The 26,724-nt window shown below is 53.3% G+C and carries 23 protein-coding genes; 13 read left to right on the top strand and 10 right to left on the bottom strand.

What is annotated here, in order from left to right:
- Positions 1-181: 181 nt before the first annotated feature.
- From folK to thpR, 6 genes are all read right to left on the bottom strand, one after another.
- A complete protein-coding gene (gene folK / locus FEK47_RS12395; RefSeq protein ID WP_135486654.1) occupies positions 182-661 on the bottom strand; it encodes a 2-amino-4-hydroxy-6-hydroxymethyldihydropteridine diphosphokinase in 480 nt (159 codons plus the stop codon).
- Positions 658-2,055 carry a polynucleotide adenylyltransferase PcnB gene (pcnB, locus tag FEK47_RS12390; protein ID WP_205712856.1) on the bottom strand — a complete coding sequence of 466 codons (1,398 nt, stop codon included), beginning with the start codon at positions 2,053-2,055 and terminating at the stop codon, positions 658-660. The genes folK and pcnB overlap by 4 nt, the downstream gene beginning before the upstream one ends.
- Positions 2,056-2,114: 59 nt before the next feature.
- Entirely contained in the window at positions 2,115-3,011 is an 897-nt protein-coding gene (gene gluQRS / locus FEK47_RS12385) for a tRNA glutamyl-Q(34) synthetase GluQRS (protein ID WP_167854646.1), read from the bottom strand.
- Positions 3,012-3,077: 66 nt separating this feature from the next.
- Positions 3,078-3,533, bottom strand: a complete 456-nt coding sequence (gene dksA / locus FEK47_RS12380; RefSeq protein WP_001155227.1) for an RNA polymerase-binding protein DksA — start codon at positions 3,531-3,533, stop codon at positions 3,078-3,080.
- 177 nt (positions 3,534-3,710) lie between these two features.
- Entirely contained in the window at positions 3,711-4,415 is a 705-nt protein-coding gene (sfsA, locus tag FEK47_RS12375) for a DNA/RNA nuclease SfsA (protein ID WP_135486652.1), read from the bottom strand.
- A gap of 14 nt (positions 4,416-4,429) precedes the next feature.
- Complete coding sequence (gene thpR / locus FEK47_RS12370) at positions 4,430-4,960, bottom strand: RNA 2',3'-cyclic phosphodiesterase (protein ID WP_135486651.1); 531 nt, start codon at positions 4,958-4,960, stop codon at positions 4,430-4,432.
- A 73-nt stretch (positions 4,961-5,033) separates the two neighbouring features.
- Between thpR and hrpB the strand changes: the two genes are divergently transcribed.
- From hrpB to fhuB, 6 genes are all read left to right on the top strand, one after another.
- The gene (gene hrpB / locus FEK47_RS12365; protein WP_135486650.1) at positions 5,034-7,463 is read left to right on the top strand and encodes an ATP-dependent helicase HrpB; all 2,430 of its coding nucleotides are present in this window, start codon (positions 5,034-5,036) and stop codon (positions 7,461-7,463) included.
- A 162-nt stretch (positions 7,464-7,625) separates the two neighbouring features.
- Entirely contained in the window at positions 7,626-10,148 is a 2,523-nt protein-coding gene (gene mrcB / locus FEK47_RS12360; protein ID WP_130257830.1) for a bifunctional glycosyl transferase/transpeptidase, read from the top strand.
- A gap of 218 nt (positions 10,149-10,366) precedes the next feature.
- Positions 10,367-12,610 (top strand): ferrichrome porin FhuA, encoded by a 2,244-nt coding sequence (gene fhuA / locus FEK47_RS12355; RefSeq protein WP_135486649.1) that lies wholly within the window; start codon positions 10,367-10,369, stop codon positions 12,608-12,610.
- A gap of 50 nt (positions 12,611-12,660) precedes the next feature.
- The gene (gene fhuC / locus FEK47_RS12350) at positions 12,661-13,458 is read left to right on the top strand and encodes a Fe3+-hydroxamate ABC transporter ATP-binding protein FhuC (protein WP_001158929.1); all 798 of its coding nucleotides are present in this window, start codon (positions 12,661-12,663) and stop codon (positions 13,456-13,458) included.
- Positions 13,458-14,348 carry a Fe(3+)-hydroxamate ABC transporter substrate-binding protein FhuD gene (gene fhuD / locus FEK47_RS12345; protein WP_130217340.1) on the top strand — a complete coding sequence of 297 codons (891 nt, stop codon included), beginning with the start codon at positions 13,458-13,460 and terminating at the stop codon, positions 14,346-14,348. The genes fhuC and fhuD overlap by 1 nt, the downstream gene beginning before the upstream one ends.
- On the top strand, positions 14,345-16,327 hold the full coding sequence (gene fhuB / locus FEK47_RS12340; protein WP_130221603.1) for a Fe(3+)-hydroxamate ABC transporter permease FhuB: 1,983 nt from the start codon (positions 14,345-14,347) through the stop codon (positions 16,325-16,327). The genes fhuD and fhuB overlap by 4 nt, the downstream gene beginning before the upstream one ends.
- Positions 16,328-16,675: 348 nt before the next feature.
- Here the strand turns inward: fhuB and hemL are convergent, their stop codons facing one another.
- A complete protein-coding gene (hemL, locus tag FEK47_RS12335) occupies positions 16,676-17,956 on the bottom strand; it encodes a glutamate-1-semialdehyde 2,1-aminomutase (RefSeq protein ID WP_000045305.1) in 1,281 nt (426 codons plus the stop codon).
- Positions 17,957-18,117: 161 nt separating this feature from the next.
- On the opposite strand from hemL, the gene FEK47_RS25420 reads away from it, so the two are divergent.
- From FEK47_RS25420 to erpA, 4 genes are read left to right on the top strand one after another with little or no spacing between them, the layout of a single operon-like run.
- Positions 18,118-18,180, top strand: coding sequence for a hypothetical protein (locus FEK47_RS25420; RefSeq protein WP_214430084.1), 63 nt, complete (start codon positions 18,118-18,120; stop codon positions 18,178-18,180).
- A complete protein-coding gene (gene clcA / locus FEK47_RS12330) occupies positions 18,177-19,598 on the top strand; it encodes a H(+)/Cl(-) exchange transporter ClcA (protein WP_130217336.1) in 1,422 nt (473 codons plus the stop codon). The genes FEK47_RS25420 and clcA overlap by 4 nt, the downstream gene beginning before the upstream one ends.
- Before the next feature lie 23 nt (positions 19,599-19,621).
- Positions 19,622-19,687 carry a small protein YadW gene (gene yadW, locus FEK47_RS12325; RefSeq protein WP_120795373.1) on the top strand — a complete coding sequence of 22 codons (66 nt, stop codon included), beginning with the start codon at positions 19,622-19,624 and terminating at the stop codon, positions 19,685-19,687.
- A complete protein-coding gene (erpA, locus tag FEK47_RS12320; protein ID WP_001295564.1) occupies positions 19,680-20,024 on the top strand; it encodes an iron-sulfur cluster insertion protein ErpA in 345 nt (114 codons plus the stop codon). Before yadW ends, erpA begins: the two co-directional genes overlap by 8 nt.
- A 46-nt stretch (positions 20,025-20,070) precedes the next feature.
- Here erpA and FEK47_RS12315 read toward each other — a convergent pair whose 3' ends face one another.
- Genes FEK47_RS12315 through mtnN form a run of 3 tightly spaced genes read right to left on the bottom strand, consistent with a single transcriptional unit; the run spans position 20,071 to position 22,223 of the window.
- A complete protein-coding gene (locus tag FEK47_RS12315) occupies positions 20,071-20,694 on the bottom strand; it encodes a TRIC cation channel family protein (protein WP_064525034.1) in 624 nt (207 codons plus the stop codon).
- A 37-nt stretch (positions 20,695-20,731) separates the two neighbouring features.
- Positions 20,732-21,532 carry a vitamin B12 ABC transporter substrate-binding protein BtuF gene (btuF, locus tag FEK47_RS12310; protein ID WP_135486643.1) on the bottom strand — a complete coding sequence of 267 codons (801 nt, stop codon included), beginning with the start codon at positions 21,530-21,532 and terminating at the stop codon, positions 20,732-20,734.
- Positions 21,525-22,223 (bottom strand): 5'-methylthioadenosine/S-adenosylhomocysteine nucleosidase, encoded by a 699-nt coding sequence (gene mtnN / locus FEK47_RS12305; protein ID WP_135486642.1) that lies wholly within the window; start codon positions 22,221-22,223, stop codon positions 21,525-21,527. Before mtnN ends, btuF begins: the two co-directional genes overlap by 8 nt.
- Before the next feature lie 83 nt (positions 22,224-22,306).
- Here mtnN and dgt point away from each other — a divergent pair, with 83 nt between their 5' ends.
- The 3 genes from dgt (at position 22,307) to cdaR (ending at position 26,693) form a co-directional block, all read left to right on the top strand.
- Positions 22,307-23,824 (top strand): dGTPase, encoded by a 1,518-nt coding sequence (gene dgt, locus FEK47_RS12300; RefSeq protein ID WP_130257826.1) that lies wholly within the window; start codon positions 22,307-22,309, stop codon positions 23,822-23,824.
- Between the two features lie 129 nt (positions 23,825-23,953).
- On the top strand, positions 23,954-25,381 hold the full coding sequence (gene degP / locus FEK47_RS12295; RefSeq protein WP_130205012.1) for a serine endoprotease DegP: 1,428 nt from the start codon (positions 23,954-23,956) through the stop codon (positions 25,379-25,381).
- A gap of 154 nt (positions 25,382-25,535) precedes the next feature.
- Positions 25,536-26,693, top strand: a complete 1,158-nt coding sequence (cdaR, locus tag FEK47_RS12290) for a DNA-binding transcriptional regulator CdaR (protein ID WP_130235962.1) — start codon at positions 25,536-25,538, stop codon at positions 26,691-26,693.
- Positions 26,694-26,724 lie beyond the last annotated feature (31 nt).

Genomic DNA, 26,724 nt, shown 5'->3' with positions numbered 1-26,724 from the left:
TTCAAGATTAAGCAAAAATAAATTCACAAGTGCAATTGATTAGGGTATGGCGATGGGAATGATATTTATCTGCGGGAAATTATATTATGTTTCTGCAAAAAATGTTTAAACTAAAATCGGTATTAAGGGAAGAGTTGAAATTTGATTTTCAGAAAATATTTATATTCGCAATATAAATAAATTACCATTTGTTTAATTTGTCAAATGTTCTTGTATGTAAGGTTTCACGCAACGTCTCCCCATCAGGAAAAACTAGCTCCGGCGCAATCTCAAACAGTGGCCACAGCATAAATCCACGATTCTTCATATCGTAGTGCGGAACGGTCAGTCGTTCGGTATTTATCACTTCATTACCAAACAGCATGATGTCGAGATCCAGCGTGCGTGGTCCCCAGCGTTCAGCTTTACGAACACGACCCTGTTGCAATTCGATACGCTGTGTGTGGTTGAGTAATTCTTCTGGTGCGAGCGTTGTTTCCAGCGCTACGGCAGCATTGAGGTAGTCGGGCTGATCCTGCGGGCCAAGCGGGGGAGTACGGTAAAACGAGGATACGGCGAGGATATGGCTTGCGGGGATGTTGCTTAAAGCGTTCACGGCAGCATTGACCTGCTCCAGCGGAGAGGCCAGATTGCTGCCTATGGCAATATATGCCACCGTCATGCGGTACCCTCGCGACGCGGCGCGCGTTTGCGCGGACGGCGAGTACGACGGCGCGGTGTTGGATCTTCATCCAGCTCGTTGAGCATCCCTTTTTGGTCTGGTGGCGCAGAAACCTGGAACTCACCCCACCATTTCGCCAGACGTTGCAGCTCGGCGTTGCGTTCCACTTCAGCACGCAGGGCCAGCAGGTCGTAGGCGGCGCGGAATTTCGGATGCTCCAGCAGTTTCCATGCACGTTTGCCCTGACGACGGGACATACGCAGCTGCAGCTGCCAGATATCGCGAGTTAGCGTAGTCAGACGTTTCGGGATCGCCAGTGAACGGCAGGCTTCGTCCAGCACATCGTTCATCGCCAGCGCGAAAGCGTCGTGATAGGTCAGGCCGCTTTCCTGAGCAATTTTCTGCGCTGTTTCCAGCAGTGGATACCAGAACATGGCGGCAAACAAAAACGCCGGGTTAACGCGCATATCGTTATGAATACGCGTATCGGTATTCTTCAGTACCTGCTCAATGATCCGCTCCATTGGGCTGTCGCCATTTTCCGTGAAGTAACGGGTAATGGTCGGGAACAGCGGCTGGAACAGATTATATTCACACAGTAGTTTATAGGTTTCGTAACCGTAGCCCGCTTGCAACAGTTTAAGAGACTCTTCAAACAGGCGTGCTGGCGGAATATCGTTGAGCAGAGTAGCAAGGCGTGGGATCGGCTCGGCGGTTTCTGGGCTGATGCGCATCCCCAGTTTCGCGGCAAAACGTACTGCGCGCAGCATACGTACCGGATCTTCACGGTAGCGCGTTTCCGGGTTACCAATCAGGCGGATTACACCGTCTTTCAGATCCTGCATGCCACCAACGTAATCACGGACGGTAAAATCCGCGACGCTGTAATACAGACTATTAATAGTGAAATCGCGGCGCTGGGCGTCTTCTTCGATGGAACCGAAAATGTTGTCGCGTAGCAACATGCCGTTTTGCCCGCGCTGAGAAGTCGTGCGGTCGCTGACGTTGCCTTCGTGGTGACCACGGAAGGTGGCGACTTCGATAATTTCCGGGCCAAACATCACATGAGCCAGACGGAAACGGCGACCTACCAGGCGGCAATTACGGAACAATTTGCGCACCTGCTCAGGCGTGGCGTTGGTGGTCACGTCAAAATCTTTCGGCTTTTTGCCAAGTAACAGGTCGCGTACGCCGCCGCCAACCAGCCAGGCTTCGTATCCCGCTTTATTGAGCCTGTACATTACCTTCAGGGCATTTTCACTGATATCTTTGCGGGAAATAGCATGCTGCTCGCGCGGGATCACCGTCACCTGTGGACGGGCGACTGCCTGTTCAGCTTCGCTCTCCTCGCGGCTCAACACCTTGCGGCAAAAATTAGCGACTCGGGTAAAAATAATACACCTCGGTAGTGTCAAACATCATTCAGGACAAAAAAATAGCGGCTAATCATAGCTCAGCATGACGCATTTGAGAATGTTGAATTTACAATTGCCGACTCTGGCACGGCGGTCAGCGCCCAGTTTTTGACGGCTGACTGAAGGATTTGCTCTACGCTGTAATCCTGCCAGTGCGCTTCTGCCTGCTGACCCAGAAAATGAAGTGCCGCGATTAACACCGGGCGCGGATCGCCTTTCGGTAACGCAGGCGCATGATTCTGCTTGGAAAGTTTAGCGCCTTGTTCGTTTAGCGCCAGCGGTAAATGAATGTAATCTGGCACCCGCCAGCCAAAAAGCTGGTACAGCGAGATTTGCCGCACTGTCGGTTCAATTAAATCTGCCCCACGAACAATTTCTGTGACGCCCTGGAAGTGATCATCGACCACCACCGCCAGGTTATAGGCAAACAAACCATCACGACGATGAATAATAAAATCTTCTCGTGCCAGTTTTTCGTCGGCGTGAATAATTCCGCGTAGTTGATCAGTAAACTGCGTGACCGGATGCAACTGCCGAATACGCACAGCCGCGTTGTCTGGTCCATGATGCAATGCTCGGCAATGACCGTCGTAAATACCGCCAATGCTTTGAATACGCGCACGCGTGCAGGTGCAGTAATAACTTAGCTCTTGCTCACGTAACCAGGTGAGTGCTTCGCGATAGGCGTCGTGACGTTGGGATTGCCAAAGAACATCGCCGTCCCAGTGCAGGCCGTAATGTTCCAGCTGGCGCAGGATAGTTTCTGCGGCACCGGGAACTTCACGAGGCGGGTCGATATCTTCAATGCGTACCAGCCAGCGACCTTGCCGGGCGCGAGCCTGCAAATAGCTGCCAAGCGCGGCAATCAGAGAACCAAAATGAAGCTCGCCGGAAGGAGAGGGGGCGAAGCGACCAATATACTGTGTGTCTGTCATCTCTTTGAACAAAAAATAAGGCGGGAGTATTTCCCGCCTGTGGTAAACGTGATGGAACGGCTGTAATTAGCCAGCCATCTGTTTTTCGCGAATTTCAGCCAGCGTTTTGCAGTCGATGCACAGATCGGCTGTCGGGCGCGCTTCCAGACGACGAATACCAATTTCAACACCGCAAGATTCGCAGTAGCCGAAATCTTCGTCTTCCACTTTTTTCAGCGTCTTCTCGATCTTTTTGATCAGCTTACGCTCGCGATCGCGGTTACGCAGTTCGAGGCTGAACTCTTCTTCCTGGGCTGCACGGTCTACCGGGTCCGGGAAGTTGGCTGCTTCATCCTGCATATGTGTAACGGTGCGATCGACTTCATCCCTGAGTTGATTACGCCATGCTTCCAGAATACGACGGAAGTGCGCCAGCTGGGCTTCGTTCATATACTCTTCGCCCGGCTTCTCCTGATATGGCTCCACCCCAGCGATGGCGAGAATACTCAGGGACGATGTTTTACGGTTTTGCCCTTCTTGCATGTTGCTTCTCCTTAACACGCACTATCGATCCCCATGTTCGGGGGAAAAATGAGGCCGCTATAAATAGCAGATGCTTTTCCGGATAGCAATTATCTAAACGTAACACTTGACAACTGTGTGAGGAAAAGCGTATTTGCGCACGCGACCAGAATGTAAATTAACCAGTTACTTACACTACTACAATGTAACAGGCAGTGATTTTTTAAGAGCCATACCTTCAGCAGAAAGTTCTGCTTTATAAGCCAGAATTTCTACTCCCCTCTGTTGTGCTTCTGACAATAGTTGCGCGTATTTCTCATCGATGTGGCGCGCGGGTGAAAACCGTGTAATGGCTGAATGCAGTACAGCGAAAAAAATCACCGCACGTTGGCCTTCAGCCGCTACGCTCATCAACTCCCGAAGGTGTTTCTGCCCACGTTGGGTAACGGCATCGGGAAAGTAACCTTGCTCATTTTCCGCTAACGTAACCGATTTCACTTCAATATAGCAGTCAGGTCGAAACCTCGCCTGTAACATGAGGTCAATACGACTGCGCTCGGCACCGTATTTTACTTCGCTTTTCAGCGAGCTATAGCCTGATAGCTCCGAAATTTCCCCATTAAGGATAGCCTCTTTCGTCAATCTATTCGCCCAAAGCGTATTAACGCAAATAAATGCGCCGCTTTGGTTTTGGGTCAATTCCCAGGTGTGCGGGTATTTCCGTTTTGTATTGTCGGAAGTCGAATACCAGACGGTATCGCCAGGCGTTGCACATCCGGTCATCGCGCCAGTGTTGGGGCAGTGTAGCGTCAATTCACGACCATCAGGTGTGATCACATCGGCTAAAAAGCGTTTATAACGCTGAATTAGCGTGGCGCGCTGTAGAGGAGGAGAAAATTCCATTATGACAATCCTTGTTATTGCGTCAGCGTCCAGCGTTTGAGTGGTGTGTAGCGTGTACGTCCACGGGCAAACGAGGAAGCATAAAGAGTGAACTCCGTCACCTCATACGACCAGTTAAAACCAGGCGGTGGGATTGTTACCGCCTCGCTGGCGTCGCGCAATAAGGTGATATGCGGATGAAATGGTCGATTGCTTTGAAAACAACCACTGCGTGCTGCCTGCGAACGGAGCATATTCGCCAGTTGGATTAAGCGGCGCGGCGGCTGGCGCATACCCAGCCACACCACGCGTGAACGCAGCCACTGACCGGCGTCATCAAGCGTGAGTGTAAAACCTGGTTGACGGATCCGCCCGGCCAGAAGTGAGAGCGCCTTCTCTTTGTCTGCGCTTACTTCGCCTAAAAACGCCAACGTCAGATGCAAATTCTCAGCAGCGACCGGGCGGCCTGCTTCAGGTGGAAACTGTGCGGCGCGCCAGTGAATAATCTGTTCACGGATTTCAGCAGGTAGGTCAATGGCAAAGAACAGCCGTTGCGGTTCAGACATGTCAGGCACTCGGTTATGAATTATCGCGATGCTACAATGTGGCGCGAAGAATGTTAACCCTCTGGAGCGTTTTGTGTCGTCGTTACCCGTTGCAGCCGTCTTACCTGAATTACTTGCCGCCCTCGATTATGCGCCGCAGGTGTTATTAAGTGCGCCGACCGGAGCCGGAAAATCGACCTGGCTACCGCTGCAACTGCTGGCGCATTCAGGGATTCACGGGAAAATCATCCTGCTGGAGCCACGTCGACTGGCGGCGCGTAACGTTGCGCAACGCCTGGCGGAGCTGCTAAACGAAAAGCCTGGCGACACAGTTGGCTACCGGATGCGTGCGCAAAACTGCGTCGGGCCGAATACTCGTCTGGAAGTGGTCACCGAAGGCGTGTTGACGCGCATGATCCAGCGCGACCCGGAACTGAACGGCGTGGGGCTGGTGATCCTCGATGAATTTCATGAACGCAGTTTGCAGGCGGATTTGGCGCTGGCGTTGTTACTCGATGTGCAACAAGGTCTGCGCGATGACTTAAAGCTGCTGATTATGTCGGCTACGTTGGATAACGATCGCTTGCAGCAGATGCTGCCAGAAGCGCCCGTTGTTGTTTCCGAAGGGCGCTCGTATCCGGTGGAACGCCGCTATTTGCCGTTGCCTGCACACCAACGCTTTGACGAAGCAGTAGCTGCCGCTACCGCCGAATTGTTGCGCCAGGAAACTGGGTCATTACTGTTATTTTTACCTGGCGTCGGAGAAATTCAGCGCGTGCAGGAACAACTGGCGTCACGCATCGGCAGTGATGTGTTGCTCTGCCCACTGTATGGGGCGTTGTCGCTGAACGATCAGCGAAAAGCTATCCTCCCTGCGCCGCAAGGAATGCGCAAAGTGGTGCTGGCGACCAACATCGCTGAAACCAGTCTAACCATCGAAGGTATCCGTCTGGTGGTGGATTGCGCCCAGGAAAGGGTTGCGCGCTTTGATCCGCGTACGGGTCTTACTCGGTTGATCACTCAGCGCGTTAGTCAGGCGTCGATGACGCAACGTGCCGGGCGCGCCGGGCGTCTGGAGCCAGGTATTTGCCTGCATTTAATCGCTAAAGAGCAGGCGGAACGCGCCGCAGCGCAAAGTGAACCAGAGATCTTACAAAGCGATCTCTCCGGTTTGTTGATGGAATTACTGCAATGGGGATGTAGCGATCCGGCACAGATGAACTGGCTGGATCACCCGCCAGCGGTGAATCTACAGGCGGCGAAACGCCTGTTACAAATGCTGGGGGCGCTGGACGGTGAACGGCTTAGTGCGCAAGGGCAAAAAATGGCGGCGCTGGGTAACGATCCGCGTTTGGCGGCAATGCTGGTGAGCGCGAAGAGTGACGATGAAGCGGCTACCGCCGCAAAAATTGCCGCCATTCTCGAAGAACCGCCACGGATGGGTAATGGCGATCTTGGCGTGGCGTTCTCGCGCAATCAACCTGCCTGGCAGCAACGTAGTCAGCAACTGTTGAAACGCTTAAACGTACGCGGCGGTGAGGAGGACAGTTCGCTTATTGCGCCGCTACTTACCCGAGCGTTTGCCGATCGTATTGCTCGTCGACGTGGGCAAGATGGTCGCTATCAACTGGCGAACGGCATGGGGGCGATGCTGGATGCCGACGACGCGTTAAACCGCCACGAATGGCTGATCGCACCGTTATTGTTGCAGGGCAGCGCCTCGCCGGATGCGCGGATTTTGCTGGCGCTGCCGGTCAATATTGATACGTTAGTAGAACGTTGCCCGCAACTGGTGCAGCAGTCTGACACTGTGGAGTGGGACGATGCTCAAGGCACGCTGAAAGCCTGGCGTCGGCTGCAAATTGGCCAGCTCACGGTAAAAGTGCAGCCACTAGCGAAACCTTCGGAAGAAGAATTACATCAGGCGATGCTTAACGGTATACGCGATAAAGGATTAAACGTCCTCAACTGGACGCCAGAAGCGGAACAGCTACGCCTGCGTTTACTGTGCGCTGCGAAGTGGTTACCAGAGTATGACTGGCCAGCGGTCGATGACGCGAGTTTATTGGCGACGCTTGAAACGTGGTTGTTGCCGCATATGAGCGGTGTACATTCGCTGCGTGGCCTGAAATCAGTCGATATTTACCAGGCGCTGCATGGATTACTCGATTGGGGAATGCAGCAACGTCTGGTGAGTTCCCTGCCTGCGCATTACACTGTGCCGACGGGAAGTCGGATCGCCATTCGTTATCATGAAGATAACCCACCTGCGCTGGCAGTAAGAATGCAGGAGATGTTTGGCGAAGCCACCAATCCGACAATCGCCCAGGGGCGTGTGCCGCTGGTGCTGGAGTTACTTTCACCCGCCCAAAGGCCGCTGCAAATCACGCGTGATTTGGGGGCCTTCTGGAAAGGGACGTATCGTGAGGTGCAAAAGGAGATGAAAGGGCGTTATCCCAAACACGTCTGGCCGGACGACCCGGCGAATACCGCACCAACGCGGCGGACGAAAAAGTATTCGTAAGGTTGGTAAACGGGCATAGGAGCAATGTGCGCGCTGATGCCCTCACCCCGGCCCTCTCCCACAGGGAGAGGGAGAAAAGCATTTTGAGAGATATCTTCTTCTGTATTGCAACAGAAGAACAGAAAATCGGGCTTTTGCGCCTGAATATTGCGGAGAAAAAGCATGGCCGGGAATGACCGCGAGCCAATTGGACGCAAAGGGAAACCGACGCGTCCAGTCAAACAAAAGGTAAGCCGTCGTCGTTACGAAGACGACGATGATTACGACGATTATGATGACTATGAGGACGAAGAACCGATGCCGCGCAAAGGAAAGGGCAAAGGAAAAGGGCGTAAGCCTCGTGGCAAACGCGGCTGGTTATGGCTGCTGCTAAAACTGGCTATCGTTTTTGCCGTGCTGATCGCCATTTACGGCGTTTATCTCGATCAAAAAATTCGTAGCCGTATTGATGGCAAGGTCTGGCAGTTGCCAGCAGCGGTCTATGGCCGAATGGTTAACCTTGAACCAGACATGACCATCAGCAAGAACGAGATGGTGAAACTGCTGGAGGCAACCCAGTATCGTCAGGTGTCGAAGATGACCCGTCCTGGCGAATTTACCGTGCAGGCCAACAGCATTGAAATGATCCGCCGTCCGTTTGATTTCCCGGACAGTAAAGAAGGGCAGGTGCGTGCCCGTCTGACTTTTGATGGCGATCATCTGGCGACCATCGTCAATATGGAGAACAACCGTCAGTTCGGTTTCTTCCGTCTTGATCCGCGCCTGATCACCATGATCTCCTCGCCAAACGGCGAGCAGCGTCTGTTTGTGCCGCGCAGTGGTTTCCCGGACTTGCTGGTAGATACCTTGCTGGCGACAGAAGACCGTCATTTCTACGAGCATGATGGCATCAGCCTCTACTCCATTGGACGTGCGGTGCTGGCGAACCTGACAGCCGGACGCACGGTGCAGGGGGCGAGTACACTGACGCAACAGTTAGTGAAAAACCTGTTCCTCTCCAGCGAACGTTCTTACTGGCGTAAAGCGAACGAAGCCTATATGGCGTTGATCATGGATGCGCGTTACAGCAAAGATCGCATTCTTGAGCTGTATATGAATGAGGTGTATCTCGGTCAGAGCGGCGACAACGAAATTCGTGGCTTCCCGCTGGCGAGCCTGTACTACTTTGGTCGCCCGGTAGAAGAGTTGAGCCTTGACCAGCAGGCGCTGTTAGTTGGCATGGTGAAAGGCGCGTCGATCTACAACCCGTGGCGTAATCCGAAACTGGCGCTGGAGCGACGTAACCTGGTGCTGCGTTTGCTGCAACAACAGCAGATTATCGACGGCGAACTGTATGAAATGCTGAGTGCGCGACCGCTGGGCGTACAGCCACGCGGCGGAGTCATCTCTCCTCAGCCAGCCTTTATGCAGCTGGTACGTCAGGAGTTGCAGGCGAAACTGGGCGATAAGGTGAAAGATCTCTCTGGTGTGAAGATCTTCACTACTTTTGACTCAGTGGCCCAGGATGCGGCAGAAAAAGCTGCCGTAGAAGGCATTCCTGCACTGAAGAAACAGCGTAAGTTGAGCGATCTGGAAACGGCGATTGTCGTCGTTGATCGCTTTAGTGGCGAAGTCCGTGCGATGGTCGGGGGGGCTGAACCGCAGTTTGCGGGCTACAACCGTGCGATGCAGGCACGTCGTTCGATTGGTTCACTGGCAAAACCAGCGACTTATCTTACGGCGTTAAGCCAGCCGAAAATCTATCGTCTGAACACGTGGATTGCCGATGCGCCAATCGCGCTGCGTCAGCCGAACGGTCAGGTCTGGTCACCGCAGAACGATGATCGTCGCTATAGCGAAAGCGGCAGAGTGATGCTGGTGGATGCGTTGACCCGTTCGATGAACGTGCCGACGGTGAATCTGGGGATGGCGCTGGGGCTGCCTGCGGTTACGGATACCTGGATCAAACTGGGCGTGCCGAAAGACCAGCTGAATCCAGTTCCGGCAATGTTGCTGGGAGCGCTGAACTTAACGCCAATCGAAGTGGCGCAGGCGTTCCAGACTATCGCCAGCGGCGGTAACCGCGCGCCGCTTTCTGCACTGCGTTCAGTCATCGCGGAAGATGGTAAGGTGCTGTATCAGAGCTTCCCGCAGGCGGAACGCGCAGTTCCGGCGCAGGCGGCGTATCTGACGCTGTGGACCATGCAGCAAGTGGTGCAACGTGGTACAGGGCGTCAGCTTGGGGCGAAATATCCGAACCTGCATCTGGCAGGGAAAACGGGTACTACCAATAACAACGTTGATACCTGGTTTGCGGGCATTGACGGCAGCACGGTGACCATCACCTGGGTAGGCCGCGATAACAACCAGCCGACTAAGCTGTACGGTGCCAGCGGGGCGATGTCGATTTACCAGCGTTATCTGGCTAATCAGACACCAACGCCGCTGAATCTTGTACCGCCGGAAGATATCGTGGATATGGGCGTGGATTACGACGGTAACTTTGTTTGCAGCGGTGGTATGCGTACTTTGCCGGTCTGGACCAGCGATCCGCAATCGCTGTGCCAGCAGAGTGAGGTACAGCAGCAGCCGTCAGGCAATCCGTTTGATCAGTCTTCACAGCCGCAACAGCAACCTGCTCAACAGCAGCAGAAAGACAGCGACGGCGTGGCAGGCTGGATCAAGGATATGTTTGGTAGTAATTAACGTCTAAACGTGAAATACCGGATGGCGAGTTGCCATCCGGTAAAATAACATCCCACCCAAAGTATTAACCCTTTCTTTTCATCTGGTTGTTTATTAACCCTTCAGGAACGCTCAGATTGCGTACCGCTTGCGAACCCGCCAGCGTTTCGAATATTATCTTATCTTTATAATAATCATTCTCGTTTACGTTATCATTCACTTTCATCAGAGATATACCAATGGCGCGTTCCAAAACTGCTCAGCCAAAACACTCACTGCGTAAAATCGCAGTTGTAGTAGCCACAGCGGTTAGCGGCATGTCTGTTTATGCACAGGCAGCGGTTGAACCGAAAGAAGACACTATCACCGTTACCGCTGCACCTGCGCCGCAAGAAAGCGCATGGGGGCCGGCTGCAACTATTGCGGCGCGACAGTCCGCCACCGGTACCAAAACAGATACGCCGATTCAAAAAGTGCCACAGTCTATTTCTGTTGTGACTGCTGAAGAGATGGCGCTGCACCAGCCGAAGTCAGTAAAAGAGGCGCTCAGCTACACGCCGGGTGTCTCAGTGGGTACGCGTGGTGCATCCAACACCTATGACCACCTGATCATTCGTGGTTTTGCTGCGGAAGGCCAAAGTCAGAACAACTATCTGAATGGCCTGAAGATGCAGGGCAACTTCTATAACGATGCGGTTATCGACCCGTATATGCTGGAGCGCGCTGAAATCATGCGTGGCCCGGTATCTGTGCTTTATGGGAAAAGCAGCCCAGGCGGCCTGTTGAACATGGTCAGCAAGCGCCCGACCACCGAACCGTTGAAAGAAGTGCAGTTTAAAGCCGGTACTGACAGCCTGTTCCAGACCGGTTTTGACTTTAGCGATGCGCTGGATGATGACGGCGTTTACTCTTATCGTCTGACCGGTCTTGCGCGTTCTGCCAATGCCCAGCAGAAAGGGTCAGAAGAGCAGCGTTATGCTATTGCACCGGCGTTCACCTGGCGTCCGGATGATAAAACCAATTTCACCTTCCTTTCTTACTTCCAGAATGAGCCGGAAACCGGTTATTACGGCTGGTTGCCGAAAGAAGGGACCGTTGAGCCGCTGCCAAACGGTAAACGTCTGCCGACTGACTTTAACGAAGGGGCGAAGAACAACACCTATTCTCGTAATGAGAAGATGGTTGGCTACAGCTTCGACCACGAATTTAATGACACCTTTACTGTGCGTCAGAACCTGCGCTTTGCTGAAAACAAAACCTCGCAAAACAGCGTTTATGGTTACGGCGTCTGCTCCGATCCGGCGAATGCTTACAGCCAACAGTGTGCAGCTTTAGCGCCAGCGGATAAAGGCCATTATCTGGCGCGCAAATACGTCGTTGATGATGAGAAGCTGCAAAACTTCTCTGTTGATACCCAGTTGCAAAGCAAATTCGCCACTGGCGATATCGACCATACCCTGCTGACCGGTGTCGACTTTATGCGTATGCGTAATGACATCAATGCCTGGTTTGGTTACGACGACTCTGTGCCACTGCTCGATCTGTACAATCCGGTGAATACCGATTTCGATTTCAATGCGAAAGATCCGGCAAACTCAGGCCCGTACCGCATTCTGAATAAGCAGAAACAAACGGGTATTTACGTTCAGGATCAGGCGCAGTGGGATAAAGTGCTGGTCACCCTGGGCGGTCGTTACGACTGGGCAGATCAAGAATCTCTTAACCGCGTAGCGGGAACGACAGATAAACGTGATGACAAACAGTTCACCTGGCGTGGTGGCGTTAACTACCTGTTTGATAACGGCGTAACACCGTACTTCAGCTATAGCGAATCGTTTGAACCTTCTTCACAGGTCGGGAAGGATGGTAATATTTTCGCACCGTCTAAAGGTAAGCAGTACGAAGTCGGCGTGAAATACGTACCGGAAGATCGCCCAATTGTGGTGACTGGCGCGCTGTATAATCTCACCAAAACCAACAACCTGATGGCGGATCCTGAGGGTTCCTTCTTCTCGGTTGAAGGTGGCGAGATCCGTGCGCGTGGCGTTGAGATCGAAGCAAAAGCGGCGCTGTCGGCGAGTGTTAACGTAGTCGGTTCTTATACTTACACCGATGCGGAATACACCACCGATACTACCTATAAAGGCAATACACCTGCGCAGGTGCCAAAACACATGGCTTCTCTGTGGGCTGATTACACCTTCTTTGACGGTCCACTTTCAGGTCTGACGCTGGGTACTGGCGGTCGTTATACGGGCTCCAGCTACGGCGATCCGGCGAACTCCTTTAAAGTGGGAAGTTATACGGTCGTGGATGCGTTAGTGCGTTATGATCTGGCGCGAGTCGGTATGGCGGGCTCCAACGTAGCGCTGCATGTTAACAACCTGTTCGATCGTGAATACGTCGCCAGCTGCTTTAACACTTATGGCTGCTTCTGGGGCGCAGAACGTCAGGTCGTTGCAACCGCAACCTTCCGTTTCTAATTTCTCTTTTGGGGCACGGATTTCCGTGCCCGCTTCACAAGTTGGCTGTTATGCAGGAATACACGAATCATTCCGATACCACTTTTGCACTGCGTAATATCTCCTTTCGTGTGCCCGGGCGCACGCTTTTGCATCCGCTGTCGTTAACCTTTCCTGCCGGGAAAGTGACTGGTTTGATTGGTCACAACGGTTCTGGTAAATCCACTCTGCTCAAAATGCTTGGCCGTCATCAGCCACCGTCGGAAGGCGAAATTCTTCTTGATGCCCAGCCGCTGGAAAGCTGGAGCAGCAAAGCGTTCGCCCGCAAAGTGGCTTATTTACCGCAGCAGCTTCCTCCGGCAGAAGGGATGACCGTGCGTGAACTGGTGGCGATTGGTCGTTACCCGTGGCATGGCGCGCTGGGGCGCTTTGGCGCAGCTGATCGCGAAAAGGTCGAAGAGGCGATTTCGCTGGTTGGCTTAAAACCGCTGGCGCATCGGCTGGTCGATAGTCTCTCTGGCGGCGAACGTCAGCGGGCGTGGATCGCCATGCTGGTGGCGCAGGATAGCCGCTGCCTGCTGCTGGACGAACCGACCTCGGCGCTGGATATCGCCCACCAGGTTGATGTGCTGGCGCTGGTGCATCGTTTAAGTCAGGAGCGTGGCCTGACGGTCATTGCCGTGCTGCACGATATCAATATGGCTGCGCGCTACTGTGATTATCTGGTCGCCCTGCGCGGTGGTGAAATGATTGCTCAGGGAACGCCTGCGGAAATTATGCGCGGCGAAACCCTCGAAATGATTTATGGCATCCCGATGGGGATTTTGCCGCATCCGGCGGGTGCTGCACCTGTGAGTTTTGTTTATTGATGAGCGGTTTACCTCTTATTTCGCGCCGCCGACTGTTAACGGCGATGGCGCTTTCTCCGTTGCTATGGCAGATGAATACCGCCCGTGCGGCGGCTATTGATCCACATCGCGTTGTGGCGCTGGAGTGGTTGCCGGTGGAATTACTGCTGGCGCTCGGCATCGTACCTTACGGCGTGGCGGACACCATCAACTATCGCCTGTGGGTCAGCGAACCACCATTACCAGAATCGGTGATTGACGTTGGTTTGCGCACAGAACCTAACCTTGAACTGCTGACCGAAATGAAACCATCGTTTATGGTCTGGTCGGCGGGATATGGCCCTTCGCCAGAAATGCTGGCACGCATTGCGCCGGGACGCGGATTTAACTTCAGCGACGGAAAACAGCCGCTGGTGATGGCGCGTAAATCGCTGACGGAAATGGCGGATTTACTTAATCTGCAAAGCGCAGCAGAAACGCATTTAGCACAATATGAAGACTTTATCCGCAGCATGAAACCCCGCTTTGTGAAGCGTGGAGCGCGCCCGTTATTGCTGACGTCGCTTCTTGATCCGCGCCATATGCTGGTCTTCGGTCCAAACAGCCTGTTCCAGGAAATTCTCGATGAGTACGGCATCCCAAATGCCTGGCAAGGGGAAACCAACTTCTGGGGCAGTACCGCCGTCAGTATCGATCGTCTGGCGGCGTATAAAGATGTTGATGTGCTCTGTTTTGATCATGACAACAGCAAGGAGATGGACGCGCTAATGGCAACCCCGCTGTGGCAGGCCATGCCGTTTGTCCGCGCCGGACGTTTTCAGCGCGTTCCGGCAGTCTGGTTCTATGGCGCGACGCTTTCGGCAATGCACTTTGTGCGTATTCTGGATAACGCCATCGGAGGTAAAGCGTGAGTAAACGAATTGCGCTTTTCCCGGCGTTATTGCTGGCGCTGCTGGTGATTGTCGCAGCGGCGCTCACCTGGATGAACTTTTCGCAGGCGCTGCCGCGTAGCCAGTGGGCGCAGGCTGCCTGGTCGCCGGATATCGATGTCATCGAGCAGATGATTTTTCACTACAGCTTGTTGCCGCGTCTGGCGATTTCGCTGCTGGTGGGCGCGGGCCTGGGGCTGGTGGGTGTGCTGTTTCAGCAAGTGCTGCGTAACCCGCTGGCGGAACCGACGACGTTGGGCGTTGCTACAGGCGCGCAACTGGGGATTACCGTCACCACGCTCTGGGCGATCCCCGGCGCGATGGCGAGCCAGTTTGCTGCGCTGGCGGGCGCTTGTGTCGTTGGCTTAATCGTTTTTGGCGTCGCGTGGGGGAAACGGCTTTCGCCGGTAACGCTGATCCTCGCGGGGCTGGTGGTGAGCCTTTATTGCGGGGCAATCAATCAGTTACTGGTCATCTTCCATCACGACCAGTTGCAAAGCATGTTCCTGTGGAGCACCGGAACGCTGACGCAAACCGACTGGGGCGGCGTTGAGCGTTTATGGCCGCAGCTGCTGGGCGGCGTGATGCTGACGTTACTGCTACTTCGCCCGTTAACCCTGATGGGGCTTGATGATGGCGTGGCGCGCAATCTCGGGCTGGCCTTGTCGCTGGCGCGTCTGGCGGCGCTGTCGCTGGCGATAGTCATCAGTGCGCTGCTGGTGAACGCGGTGGGGATTATCGGCTTTATCGGGTTGTTCGCGCCGCTGCTGGCGAAAATGCTGGGGGCGCGGCGTCTGCTGCCACGATTGATGCTGGCATCGCTGATTGGTGCGTTAATTCTGTGGCTTTCTGATCAAATCATCCTCTGGCTGACTCGCGTGTGGATGGAAGTTTCTACCGGTTCGGTCACTGCGTTGATCGGTGCGCCGCTGCTACTGTGGCTGCTGCCGCGTTTACGCAGCATTAGTGCGCCAGATATGAAAGTGAACGATCGGGTGGCGACTGAACGCCAACATGTGCTGGCGTTTGCCCTCGCGGGCGGCGTGCTGCTGTTGATGGCTGTGGTGGTGGCGCTGTCGTTTGGTCGTGATGCGCACGGCTGGACGTGGGCGAGCGGGGCGTTGCTCGAGGATTTGATGCCCTGGCGCTGGCCGCGAATTATGGCGGCGTTGTTTGCGGGCGTTATGCTGGCGGTGGCGGGCTGTATTATTCAGCGGCTGACCGGAAACCCGATGGCAAGCCCGGAAGTGCTGGGGATTAGCTCCGGCGCGGCGTTTGGCGTGGTGTTAATGCTGTTTCTGGTGCCGGGTAATGCCTTTGGCTGGCTGTTACCCGCGGGAAGTCTCGGGGCTGCGGTGACGCTGTTGATCATTATGATCGCCGCCGGACGCGGTGGATTTTCCCCACACCGTATGTTACTGGCGGGGATGGCTTTAAGTACCGCGTTCACCATGCTTTTGATGATGTTGCAGGCAAGTGGTGACCCGCGAATGGCGCAAGTGTTGACCTGGATTTCCGGTTCGACCTACAACGCGACCGATGCGCAGGTCTGGCGCACGGGGATTGTGATGGTGATTTTGCTGGCGATTACCCCGCTGTGTCGCCGCTGGCTGACCATTTTACCGCTGGGCGGTGATACCGCACGAGCCGTAGGAATGGCGCTGGCGCCGACGCGAATTGCGCTGCTGCTGTTAGCGGCTTGCCTGACGGCGACCGCGACAATGACCATCGGGCCGTTGAGTTTTGTTGGTCTGATGGCACCGCATATTGCGCGGATGATGGGCTTTCGACGGACGATGCCGCACATCGTGATTTCAGCGCTGGTGGGGGGATTACTGCTGGTGTTCGCTGACTGGTGTGGACGGATGGTGCTGTTTCCATTCCAGATCCCGGCGGGTCTGCTGTCGACGTTTATCGGCGCACCGTATTTTATTTATTTGCTGAGAAAGCAGAGCCGTTAATTTACCCATATAATGGCGCTGAACTCCAGGTCGGATAAGGCGTTCACGCCGCATCCGACAAACAATACCCGATGCGACGCTGGCGCGTCTTATAGGGCTTACAAACGGTCCTTCACTCCAGGTCGGATAAGGCGTCCATGCCGCATTCGGCAAACAATGCCCGATGCGACGCTGACGCGTCTTATCGGGCCTACAAACGGCCCCGAACCGTAGGTCGGATAAGGCGTTCACGCCGCATCCGACAACCGATGCCCGATGCGACGCTGGTGCGCCTTATCGGGCCTACAAACGGCCCTGAACTCCAGGTCGGATAAGGCGTTCACGCCGCATCCGACAAACCATGCTGGATCACAACTTCGCAAACACCCGACGTGCAGCATCGATGGTGTTATTGATATCTTCCATGCTGTGCGCCACAGACATAAAGCCCGCTTCAAACGCTGACGGTGCCAGATAAACACCTTCGTCCAGCATCATATGGAAGAAACGCTTAAAGCGTTCCACGTCACAGGCCATCACATCCTGGTAGCATGTCACGGACTCGGCGTCGGTAAAGAAAATGCCGAACATGCCGCCAACGTGGTTAACAACCAGCGGAATTCCCGCTTCTTCCGCCGCTTCCAGCAGACCTTCTGCCAGACGTGTTGTCAGCTCATCCAGTGTCTCGTGAACGCCCGGCTGCGCGACTTCATTCAGACAGGCGAAACCGGCGGCCATCGCAATCGGGTTACCGGAAAGCGTACCCGCCTGATACACCGGACCCGTCGGAGCCAGCGCATCCATCACATCACGACGACCGCCGAAGGCACCTACCGGCATTCCACCACCGATGATTTTGCCCAGACAGGTGAGATCTGGCACCACGCCGTAATAATCCTGTGCGCCAGCTAGCGCTACGCGGAAGCCAGTCATCACTTCATCAATGATCAGCAACGCGCCAAATTCGTCGCACAGCGCGCGCAGGCCTGGCAGGAACTCTGGCAGCGGTGGAACACAGTTCATATTGCCTGCCACCGGCTCGACGATAATACAGGCAATCTCTTGCGGGTACTGTTCGAACGCGGCGCGTACAGAGGCCAGATCGTTATAAGTACAGGTTAAGGTATGTTTGGCGAAATCTGCCGGAACGCCCGGTGAGTTTGGCTGCCCTAAAGTGAGTGCGCCAGAACCGGCTTTCACCAGCAGGCAGTCAGCATGACCGTGGTAGCAACCTTCGAATTTGATGATCTTGTCACGGCCAGTAAAACCACGGGCCAGGCGGATGGCGCTCATTGTCGCTTCGGTGCCGGAGTTCACCATGCGCACCATATCCATCGTCGGCACCAGTTCGGTCACCAGTTGCGCCATTTTCACTTCCATTTCGGTCGGCGCACCAAAGCTCAGACCGCGCTCGGCGGCTTCAATCACTGCGTTACGGATCGCCGGATGGTTATGGCCCAGCACCATCGGCCCCCAGGAACCGACATAATCGATATACGCTTTGCCATCAACATCATACAGATAAGCGCCGTCCGCTTTTTCGATAAACAGTGGAGTGCCGCCCACGCCAGTAAAGGCGCGAACAGGAGAGTTCACACCGCCAGGGATCAGCTCACGCGCTGCGCTGTAAAGATTTTCAGACTTACTCATGGAGGGTTCCTGATTCGTAGAAAAAGTGAATGGCTGCTATTCTAGGTTATTCATAACAAGTTAAATACTCGTCAACAAGTTGCTTTTACTGCTGCAACTTTGACTTCGTAGAGTATAAAAGTTTTGTGAATTTGAAACATTACGCTTTGCAAAGGATTTTCATTGAATGTACGAGTAAAATGCCGTCATCTTATTTGTATGACCAATATGTGATCATTGGATGAAAACTGATACTCCCTCTTATGAAATACCGCAGGCTGCGCGTCTGCGACGCAGACAACTCATTCGCCAGCTTCTTGAGCGTGATAAAACGCCATTAGCTATTTTGTTTATGGCGGCGGTCGTCGGTACCCTTGTCGGGCTGGCAGCGGTTGCTTTTGACAAAGGTGTCGCCTGGTTGCAGAACCAACGAATGGGCGCGCTGGTACATACTGCCGATAATTATCCACTTCTGTTAACCGTTGCTTTTCTCTGTTCGGCAGTGCTGGCGATGTTCGGTTATTTCTTAGTGCGCAAATACGCGCCGGAAGCGGGTGGTTCGGGTATCCCGGAAATTGAAGGGGCGCTGGAAGATCAACGTCCCGTTCGCTGGTGGCGTGTATTGCCAGTGAAATTCTTTGGTGGTCTGGGGACGCTGGGCGGCGGTATGGTTCTGGGGCGCGAAGGGCCAACCGTGCAGATTGGCGGTAATATTGGTCGGATGGTGCTTGATATTTTCCGCATGAAAGGTGACGAAGCTCGCCATACGTTACTGGCAACCGGTGCGGCGGCGGGTCTGGCGGCGGCTTTTAACGCGCCGCTGGCGGGTATTCTTTTTATTATTGAAGAGATGCGTCCGCAGTTTCGCTATACGCTAATTTCGATTAAAGCGGTATTTATTGGCGTCATTATGTCGACCATTATGTACCGGGTATTTAACCACGAAGTTGCACTTATTGACGTCGGTAAACTTTCTGACGCCCCGCTCAATACGCTGTGGCTTTATCTGATCCTCGGTATTATTTTTGGCATCTTTGGCCCTATTTTTAATAAATGGGTGCTGGGGATGCAGGATTTGCTACACCGCGTACACGGCGGCAATATAACCAAATGGGTACTGATGGGCGGTGCGATTGGTGGTTTGTGTGGGCTGCTGGGTTTTGTCGCTCCTGAAACCTCAGGCGGTGGATTTAACCTGATTCCTATCGCCACGGCGGGGAACTTCAGCATGGGAATGCTGGTATTTATCTTTGTCGCGCGGGTCATCACCACCTTACTCTGTTTCTCTTCCGGCGCGCCGGGCGGTATTTTTGCCCCGATGCTGGCGCTGGGTACCGTGCTGGGAACCGCGTTCGGGATGGTTGCCGTTGAACTGTTTCCGCAATATCACCTTGAAGCAGGCACCTTTGCTATTGCCGGAATGGGCGCGTTACTGGCGGCGTCCATTCGCGCGCCGTTAACGGGGATCATTCTGGTATTAGAGATGACAGATAACTATCAGCTCATTTTGCCAATGATTATTACCGGTCTTGGCGCAACACTATTAGCACAATTTACCGGCGGAAAACCGCTATACTCGGCGATTCTTGCGCGCACGCTGGCAAAACAGGAAGCGGAGCAACTGGCGCGAAGCAAGGCCGCTGTCGCCAGCGAGAATACTTGAACGAAATACCAGGGTATTAGATAATGGCGATTATTATTGGGTTAGAATTTGCCCAATTGCCGATGTCGTTTGGAGCAAAATATGAGTGATGACGTAGCACTGCCGCTGGAGTTTACCGACGCAGCAGCCAACAAAGTTAAAAGCCTGATCGCTGACGAAGATAACCCGAATCTGAAATTACGCGTGTATATCACCGGTGGCGGTTGCAGCGGCTTCCAGTATGGTTTCACCTTTGATGATCAGGTGAACGAAGGCGATATGACCATCGAAAAACAGGGCGTTGGCCTGGTGGTTGACCCGATGAGCCTGCAATATCTGGTTGGTGGTTCCGTTGATTATACTGAAGGACTGGAAGGTTCGCGTTTCATCGTGACCAACCCGAACGCGAAAAGCACCTGCGGTTGCGGTTCTTCCTTTAGCATCTAATCTGCTGTTAATGTGCCGGATAAACTATCCGGCACATCTACTCTCTTTAACGCCCATTCTCATCCAGCGCAAACGTCGGCAGTTTAAGATGCCAACGGATAGCTGCCAGTCGAATCAATAGCGTTACCACCATCCCCATCATACTGGCCGTTTCTAACGGGACGGAAAACGTATAATAAGCCGTAGCGTGGACAATACCGCCGATAATACAGGCTGTTGCGTAGATTTCTGTACGTAAAATCATGGGGATTTCGCGCGCCAGCACATCGCGAATGATCCCGCCGCCAACGCCCGTAATGACACCCATACATACCGCAATCAATGGACCCGCATCCGCATTAAAGGCTTTGTTGACGCCAATGCCAACAAATACTGCCAACCCAACAGCATCCAGCACCGGCAGCATCCATTTCGGCAAGCGTCTTGGCTGGCGTACCAGGACGATCGTCAGCATGCTGGTTACCATTGCAACGACCAGATCGGTAGGGTCTTTCACCCAAAATACCGGACCGTGATCCAGCGCCATGTCACGAATGGTTCCACCGCCTACTGCGGTAACCACGCCTAATACCAGGACGCCAAAAGGGTCCATACGCAATTTTCCGGCAAGTAAAACGCCGGAGATGGCAAATACCGCTGTGCCGACTATATCCAGCCAATAGACGAGCATTGTTCAATCCCCACTGAGCACCTGAAAAGGTCAGGCGCTAATCCACTAGTGAAAGCGCATTACAGAGTTGTTGTGCAGCGAGGATAATACGTGGGCTTGCACGTTCAAACCAGTCACTTGTGAGAGGAATAATGGGGATTTTGAGCTGTTCACCCCAGTATTGCTCGATTTTAGGAGTTTGGTCCGATCCGCCAGTGATGACAATTGCCTGTGGCGCGCGTGCTAATACCTGTTCGCGGCTCACCTGTGGCCAGGGAACATGGCTGTTTTTAAAGATGTTTTCTCCACCGCAAACTTCCAGTACCTGGTTCTGAATCGACTCTTTTCCGCTGGTGAAGGGCGGATTAATGCCGAATTGTAAGAAAACACGTTTTTTAGGTTTGTCGGCGAATTTAGCTTTGAGTTGCGCATACTGTTCCAGCAAGGTTTGCGCGGCCTTCTCGGCCTTGTCAGGTTGCGGACTCCACGGGGCCAGTTGACGTAACGCATCGGCAATTTGTTCAATGCTTGTCGCATCGACCCACATCACTTTTATTCCCAGCGAAGCAAGCTGGTCAACTTGCCGCTCGGCGTTACCCCCGCGCCAGGCTACGACCAGATCGGGTTTTAGCGCCACAATACGTTCCAGATTCATCCCTTGCCAGGTGGAAACCTGCTCTATTTTCTGTGCTTCTGGCGGATAGTCGGAATAACTGCTGACCGCTACCGGCGTGATCCCGGCGGCAAATGCGAGTTCGGTGTTAGCGGGGGAAAGTGTGATGACACGCGGCGCGGCGTTGAGCCATAGTGGCGCAAGAAAAGACAGGGCGACCAGCGCCCTGAATAGTGACTTAGCCATGAGCCAGTTTCTGCACCAGTGACTCAACCATCAGGCTGGACTGTTTGGCAGCAACGGCCAGGAACTCGTCGAAGCTAAGGTGAGACTGTTGATCGGCGACGTCAGAGATGGCGCGCACCACCACAAACGGGACGTTAAAATTGTGGCAAACGTGAGCGATAGCCGTCGCTTCCATTTCGACTGCAATGGCCTGCGGGAAATTGTGGCGGATTTTCGCCAGACCAACAGAGCCGTTGATGAAAGCGTCGCCGCTAACAATCAGGCCACGTACAGCGTTAAGATTCAGTTCGGCAATGCAGGATTCGGCGGCAGCGATCAGTTTATCGTCAGCTTTGAAGCCCGTAGGGCAGCCAGGCAGTTGACCGTATTCATAGCCAAACGCCGTGACATCCGCGTCGTGATAACGTGCTTCGTCCGAGACAACGATATCGCCCACTTTCAGCGTTGGCGCCAGGCCACCCGCGGAACCGGTGTTAATAATCACATCAGGCTTGCAGTGTTCCAGCAGCAGAGTTGCACCCAGCGCCGCTGCGACTTTACCAATGCCTGATTTCAGAAGCGCAACCTCGGTTCCGTTCAGTTGGCCGGTATAGATTTCGCAACCGCCCAGGCTGATAGTTTGACGGTTTTCGATTTTGTCACGCAGCAGCGTAACTTCTTCTTCCATTGCACCAATGATGCCGATTTTCATAGATTTACTCGCGATAAGCTCGATTTGAAGGCATAGTTTATCATGCGCTTGAGGGGAAGCGTATTTCTCACGCGGGAGAGGACATGGCACAGATTGATTTCCGAAATAAAATAAACTGGCATCGTCGTTATCGTTCACCGCAGGGCGTTAAAACTGAACATGAGATCCTGCGGATCTTCGAGAGCGATCGCGGGCGTATTATCAACTCCCCGGCGATTCGCCGTCTGCAACAAAAGACCCAGGTCTTCCCACTTGAGCGCAATGCTGCCGTGCGCACGCGTCTTACCCATTCTATGGAAGTTCAGCAGGTGGGGCGTTATATCGCTAAAGAAATTTTAAGCCGCCTGAAAGAGCTTAAATTGCTGGAGGCTTACGGTCTGGACGAGTTGACCGGGCCGTTTGAAAGCATTGTCGAAATGTCGTGCCTGATGCATGACATAGGAAATCCGCCGTTTGGTCATTTCGGCGAGGCAGCCATTAATGACTGGTTCCGTCAGCGCTTGTACCCGGCGGATGCCGAAAGTCAGCCATTAACCGACGATCGCTGTAGCGTGGCAGCGTTGCGATTGAGGGAAGGGGAGGAGCCGCTCAACGAGCTGCGGCGAAAAATTCGTCAGGACTTATGTCATTTTGAAGGTAACGCACAGGGTATTCGTCTGGTGCATACATTGATGCGGATGAATCTTACCTGGGCCCAGGTAGGCGGTATTTTAAAATATACCCGTCCGGCGTGGTGGCGTGGCGAAACGCCCGCGACTCACGATTATTTAATGAAAAAGCCGGGCTATTACCTTTCTGAAGAATTCTATATTGCGCGTTTGCGTAAAGAACTTAATTTAGCGCTTTACAGTCGCTTCCCATTAACGTGGATTATGGAAGCTGCCGACGATATATCTTATTGTGTGGCTGATCTTGAAGATGCGGTAGAAAAAAGAATATTTACCGTTGAACAGCTTTATCATCATCTGCATGAAGCGTGGGGCCAGCATGAGAACGGCTCGCTGTTTGCGCAGGTGGTAGAAAATGCCTGGGAAAAATCGCGCTCAAATAGCTTAAGTCGTAGCACGGAAGATCAGTTTTTTATGTATTTACGCGTAAATACCTTAAATAAACTGGTGCCGTATGCGGCACAACGATTTATTGATAACTTACCTGAAATTTTTGCCGGAACCTTTAATCATGCACTGTTAGAAGATGCCAGCGAATGTAGCCAGTTGCTGAAGTTATATAAAAATGTCGCTGTAAAACATGTGTTTAGCCATCCAGATGTCGAGCAGCTTGAATTGCAGGGCTACCGGGTGATTAGCGGTTTATTAGAGATATATCGACCGTTGTTAAACATGTCGTTATCAGACTTTACCGAACTTGTTGAAAAAGAGCGTGTGAAACGTTTCCCCATTGAAACGCGTTTATTCCATAAGCTCTCAACGCGCCATCGGTTGGCCTATGTTGAGGCTGTCAGTAAATTATCGTCAGATTCACCTGAGCTTCCGCTATGGGAATATTATTACCGCTGCCGACTGTTACAGGATTATATCAGCGGTATGACAGACCTTTATGCGTGGGATGAATACCGACGTCTGATGGCCGTAGAACAATAACCAGGCTTTTGTAAAGACGGACAATAAATTTTTACTTTTTGCAGAAACTTTAGTTCGGAACTTCGCGCTATAAAACGAATCTGAAGAACACAGCAATTTTGCGTTATCTGTTAATCGAGACTGAAATACATGAAAAAAACCACATTAGCACTGAGTGCACTGGCTCTGAGTTTAGGTTTGGCGTTATCTCCGCTCTCTGCAACGGCGGCTGAGACTTCTTCAGCAACGACAGCCCAGCAGATGCCAAGCCTTGCACCGATGCTCGAAAAGGTGATGCCTTCAGTGGTCAGCATTAACGTAGAAGGTAGCACAACCGTTAATACGCCGCGTATGCCGCGTAATTTCCAGCAGTTCTTCGGTGATGATTCCCCGTTCTGCCAGGAAGGTTCTCCGTTCCAGAGCTCCCCGTTCTGTCAGGGCGGTGGACAAGGTGGTAACGGCGGTGGCCAGCAACAAAAATTCATGGCGCTGGGTTCTGGCGTCATCATTGATGCCGATAAAGGCTATGTCGTGACTAACAACCACGTTGTCGATAACGCGACGGTCATTAAAGTTCAACTGAGCGATGGCCGTAAGTTCGACGCGAAGATGGTCGGCAAAGATCCGCGCTCTGATATCGCGCTGATCCAGATCCAGAACCCGAAAAACCTGACCGCGATTAAGATGGCGGATTCCGATGCGCTGCGCGTGGGTGATTACACCGTCGCTATCGGTAACCCGTTTGGTCTGGGCGAGACGGTAACTTCCGGTATCGTCTCTGCACTGGGGCGTAGCGGTCTGAACGCCGAAAACTACGAAAACTTCATCCAGACGGACGCAGCAATCAACCGTGGTAACTCCGGTGGTGCGCTGGTTAACCTGAACGGTGAACTGATCGGTATTAACACCGCGATCCTTGCACCAGACGGCGGTAACATCGGTATCGGTTTTGCTATCCCGAGCAACATGGTGAAAAACCTGACCTCACAGATGGTGGAATACGGTCAGGTGAAACGCGGTGAGTTGGGCATTATGGGGACTGAGCTGAACTCTGAACTGGCGAAAGCGATGAAAGTTGACGCCCAGCGTGGCGCTTTCGTAAGCCAGGTTCTGCCGAATTCCTCCGCTGCAAAAGCGGGTATTAAAGCGGGTGATGTGATCACCTCACTGAACGGTAAGCCGATCAGCAGCTTTGCCGCACTGCGTGCTCAGGTGGGTACTATGCCGGTGGGCAGCAAACTGACCCTGGGCTTGCTGCGCGATGGTAAGCAGGTCAACGTGAATCTGGAACTGCAGCAGAGCAGCCAGAATCAAGTTGATTCCAGCTCTATCTTCAACGGTATTGAAGGCGCTGAAATGAGCAACAAAGGCAAAGATCAGGGCGTGGTCGTGAACAACGTGAAAACCGGTACTCCGGCTGCGCAGATTGGCCTGAAAAAAGGTGATGTGATTATTGGCGCGAACCAGCAGACAGTGAAAAACATCGCTGAACTGCGTAAAGTTCTCGACAGCAAGCCGTCAGTGCTGGCGCTGAACATTCAGCGCGGCGATAGCACCATCTACCTGTTAATGCAGTAATCTCCCTCAACCCCTTCCTGCAAACGGGAAGGGGTTCTCTTTTCAATTTGTGACCCCCTCCACAACTCCATATTTCTCCGCCGTCCTTTGTGCATTTGCACAATGCTGTGTGTTGCGTACTTCCTTATGCTAAACCGTGCACAACGGAGGGCTTATGGCTGGCTGGCATCTTGATACCAAAATGGCGCAGGATATCGTGGCGCGTACCATGCGCATCATCGATACCAATATCAACGTAATGGATGCTCGCGGGCGAATTATCGGCAGCGGCGATCGTGAGCGTATTGGTGAATTGCACGAAGGTGCATTACTGGTACTGTCGCAAGGGCGGGTGGTCGATATCGATGATGCGGTAGCGCGCCATCTGCACGGTGTACGTCAGGGGATTAACCTGCCGTTACGGCTGGAAGGCGAGATTGTCGGCGTTATCGGCCTGACCGGTGAACCGGAGCATTTGCGCAAATATGGTGAACTGGTCTGTATGACGGCGGAGATGATGCTGGAACAGTCGCGGTTGATGCACCTGCTGGCGCAGGATAGCCGACTGCGTGAAGAGTTAGTCATGCACCTGATTCAGGCTGAAGAAAATACGCCAGCGTTAACTGAATGGGCGCAACGACTGGGTATCGATCTCAATCAACCCCGCGTGGTAGCCATTGTCGAGGTCGACAGCGGTCAACTTGGCGTGGACAGTGCGATGGCGGAACTACAGCAACTGCAAAATGCACTCACCACGCCGGAACGCAATAATCTGGTGGCGATAGTCTCGCTAACTGAAATGGTAGTGCTGAAACCGGCGTTGAATACGTTTGGGCGCTGGGATGCGGAAGACCATCGTAAGCGAGTAGAGCAACTTATTACTCGTATGAAGGAGTACGGTCAGCTGCGTTTTCGCGTGTCACTGGGCAATTATTTTACCGGCGCTGGCAGTATTGCGCGTTCTTATCGCACGGCGAAAACAACGATGGTAGTGGGTAAACAGCGGATGCCGGAAAATCGCTGCTATTTTTATCAGGATCTGATGCTGCCAGTATTACTCGACAGTTTACGTGGCGACTGGCAAGCCAACGAACTGGCGCGTCCTCTGGCACGGCTAAAAGCGATGGATAATAATGGCTTGCTGCGGCGGACGCTGGCAGCGTGGTTTCGCCATAATGTGCAGCCGCTGGCAACGTCAAAGGCGCTGTTTATCCATCGCAATACCCTGGAGTATAGGCTTAATCGTATATCGGAACTGACCGGGCTGGATTTGGGCAATTTTGATGACAGGTTGCTGCTGTATGTTGCGTTGCAACTGGATGAAGAACGGTAGGTTATGCGTTAAGGTCGAGGCGGCGCTGGCT

Source organism: Escherichia sp. E3659, from assembly GCF_005781135.1.
Classification (GTDB): domain Bacteria; phylum Pseudomonadota; class Gammaproteobacteria; order Enterobacterales; family Enterobacteriaceae; genus Escherichia.
This window is presented reverse-complemented; position numbering and strand designations above follow the sequence as displayed.

What these genes read in the sequence shown, in the direction of transcription:
- mrcB (WP_130257830.1), top strand. Translation starts at nt 7,626, where the DNA reads ATGGCCGGGAATGACCGCGAGCCAATTGGACGCAAAGGGAAACCGACG.
- gluQRS (WP_167854646.1), bottom strand. Translation starts at nt 3,011, where the DNA reads ATGACAGACACACAGTATATTGGTCGCTTCGCCCCCTCTCCTTCCGGC.
- folK (WP_135486654.1), bottom strand. Translation starts at nt 661, where the DNA reads ATGACGGTGGCATATATTGCCATAGGCAGCAATCTGGCCTCTCCGCTG.
- FEK47_RS12315 (WP_064525034.1), bottom strand. Translation starts at nt 20,694, where the DNA reads ATGCTCGTCTATTGGCTGGATATAGTCGGCACAGCGGTATTTGCCATC.
- fhuA (WP_135486649.1), top strand. Translation starts at nt 10,367, where the DNA reads ATGGCGCGTTCCAAAACTGCTCAGCCAAAACACTCACTGCGTAAAATC.
- cdaR (WP_130235962.1), top strand. Translation starts at nt 25,536, where the DNA reads ATGGCTGGCTGGCATCTTGATACCAAAATGGCGCAGGATATCGTGGCG.
- thpR (WP_135486651.1), bottom strand. Translation starts at nt 4,960, where the DNA reads ATGTCTGAACCGCAACGGCTGTTCTTTGCCATTGACCTACCTGCTGAA.
- mtnN (WP_135486642.1), bottom strand. Translation starts at nt 22,223, where the DNA reads ATGAAAATCGGCATCATTGGTGCAATGGAAGAAGAAGTTACGCTGCTG.
- fhuD (WP_130217340.1), top strand. Translation starts at nt 13,458, where the DNA reads ATGAGCGGTTTACCTCTTATTTCGCGCCGCCGACTGTTAACGGCGATG.
- degP (WP_130205012.1), top strand. Translation starts at nt 23,954, where the DNA reads ATGAAAAAAACCACATTAGCACTGAGTGCACTGGCTCTGAGTTTAGGT.
- erpA (WP_001295564.1), top strand. Translation starts at nt 19,680, where the DNA reads ATGAGTGATGACGTAGCACTGCCGCTGGAGTTTACCGACGCAGCAGCC.
- clcA (WP_130217336.1), top strand. Translation starts at nt 18,177, where the DNA reads ATGAAAACTGATACTCCCTCTTATGAAATACCGCAGGCTGCGCGTCTG.
- sfsA (WP_135486652.1), bottom strand. Translation starts at nt 4,415, where the DNA reads ATGGAATTTTCTCCTCCTCTACAGCGCGCCACGCTAATTCAGCGTTAT.
- dksA (WP_001155227.1), bottom strand. Translation starts at nt 3,533, where the DNA reads ATGCAAGAAGGGCAAAACCGTAAAACATCGTCCCTGAGTATTCTCGCC.
- btuF (WP_135486643.1), bottom strand. Translation starts at nt 21,532, where the DNA reads ATGGCTAAGTCACTATTCAGGGCGCTGGTCGCCCTGTCTTTTCTTGCG.
- fhuC (WP_001158929.1), top strand. Translation starts at nt 12,661, where the DNA reads ATGCAGGAATACACGAATCATTCCGATACCACTTTTGCACTGCGTAAT.
- dgt (WP_130257826.1), top strand. Translation starts at nt 22,307, where the DNA reads ATGGCACAGATTGATTTCCGAAATAAAATAAACTGGCATCGTCGTTAT.
- hemL (WP_000045305.1), bottom strand. Translation starts at nt 17,956, where the DNA reads ATGAGTAAGTCTGAAAATCTTTACAGCGCAGCGCGTGAGCTGATCCCT.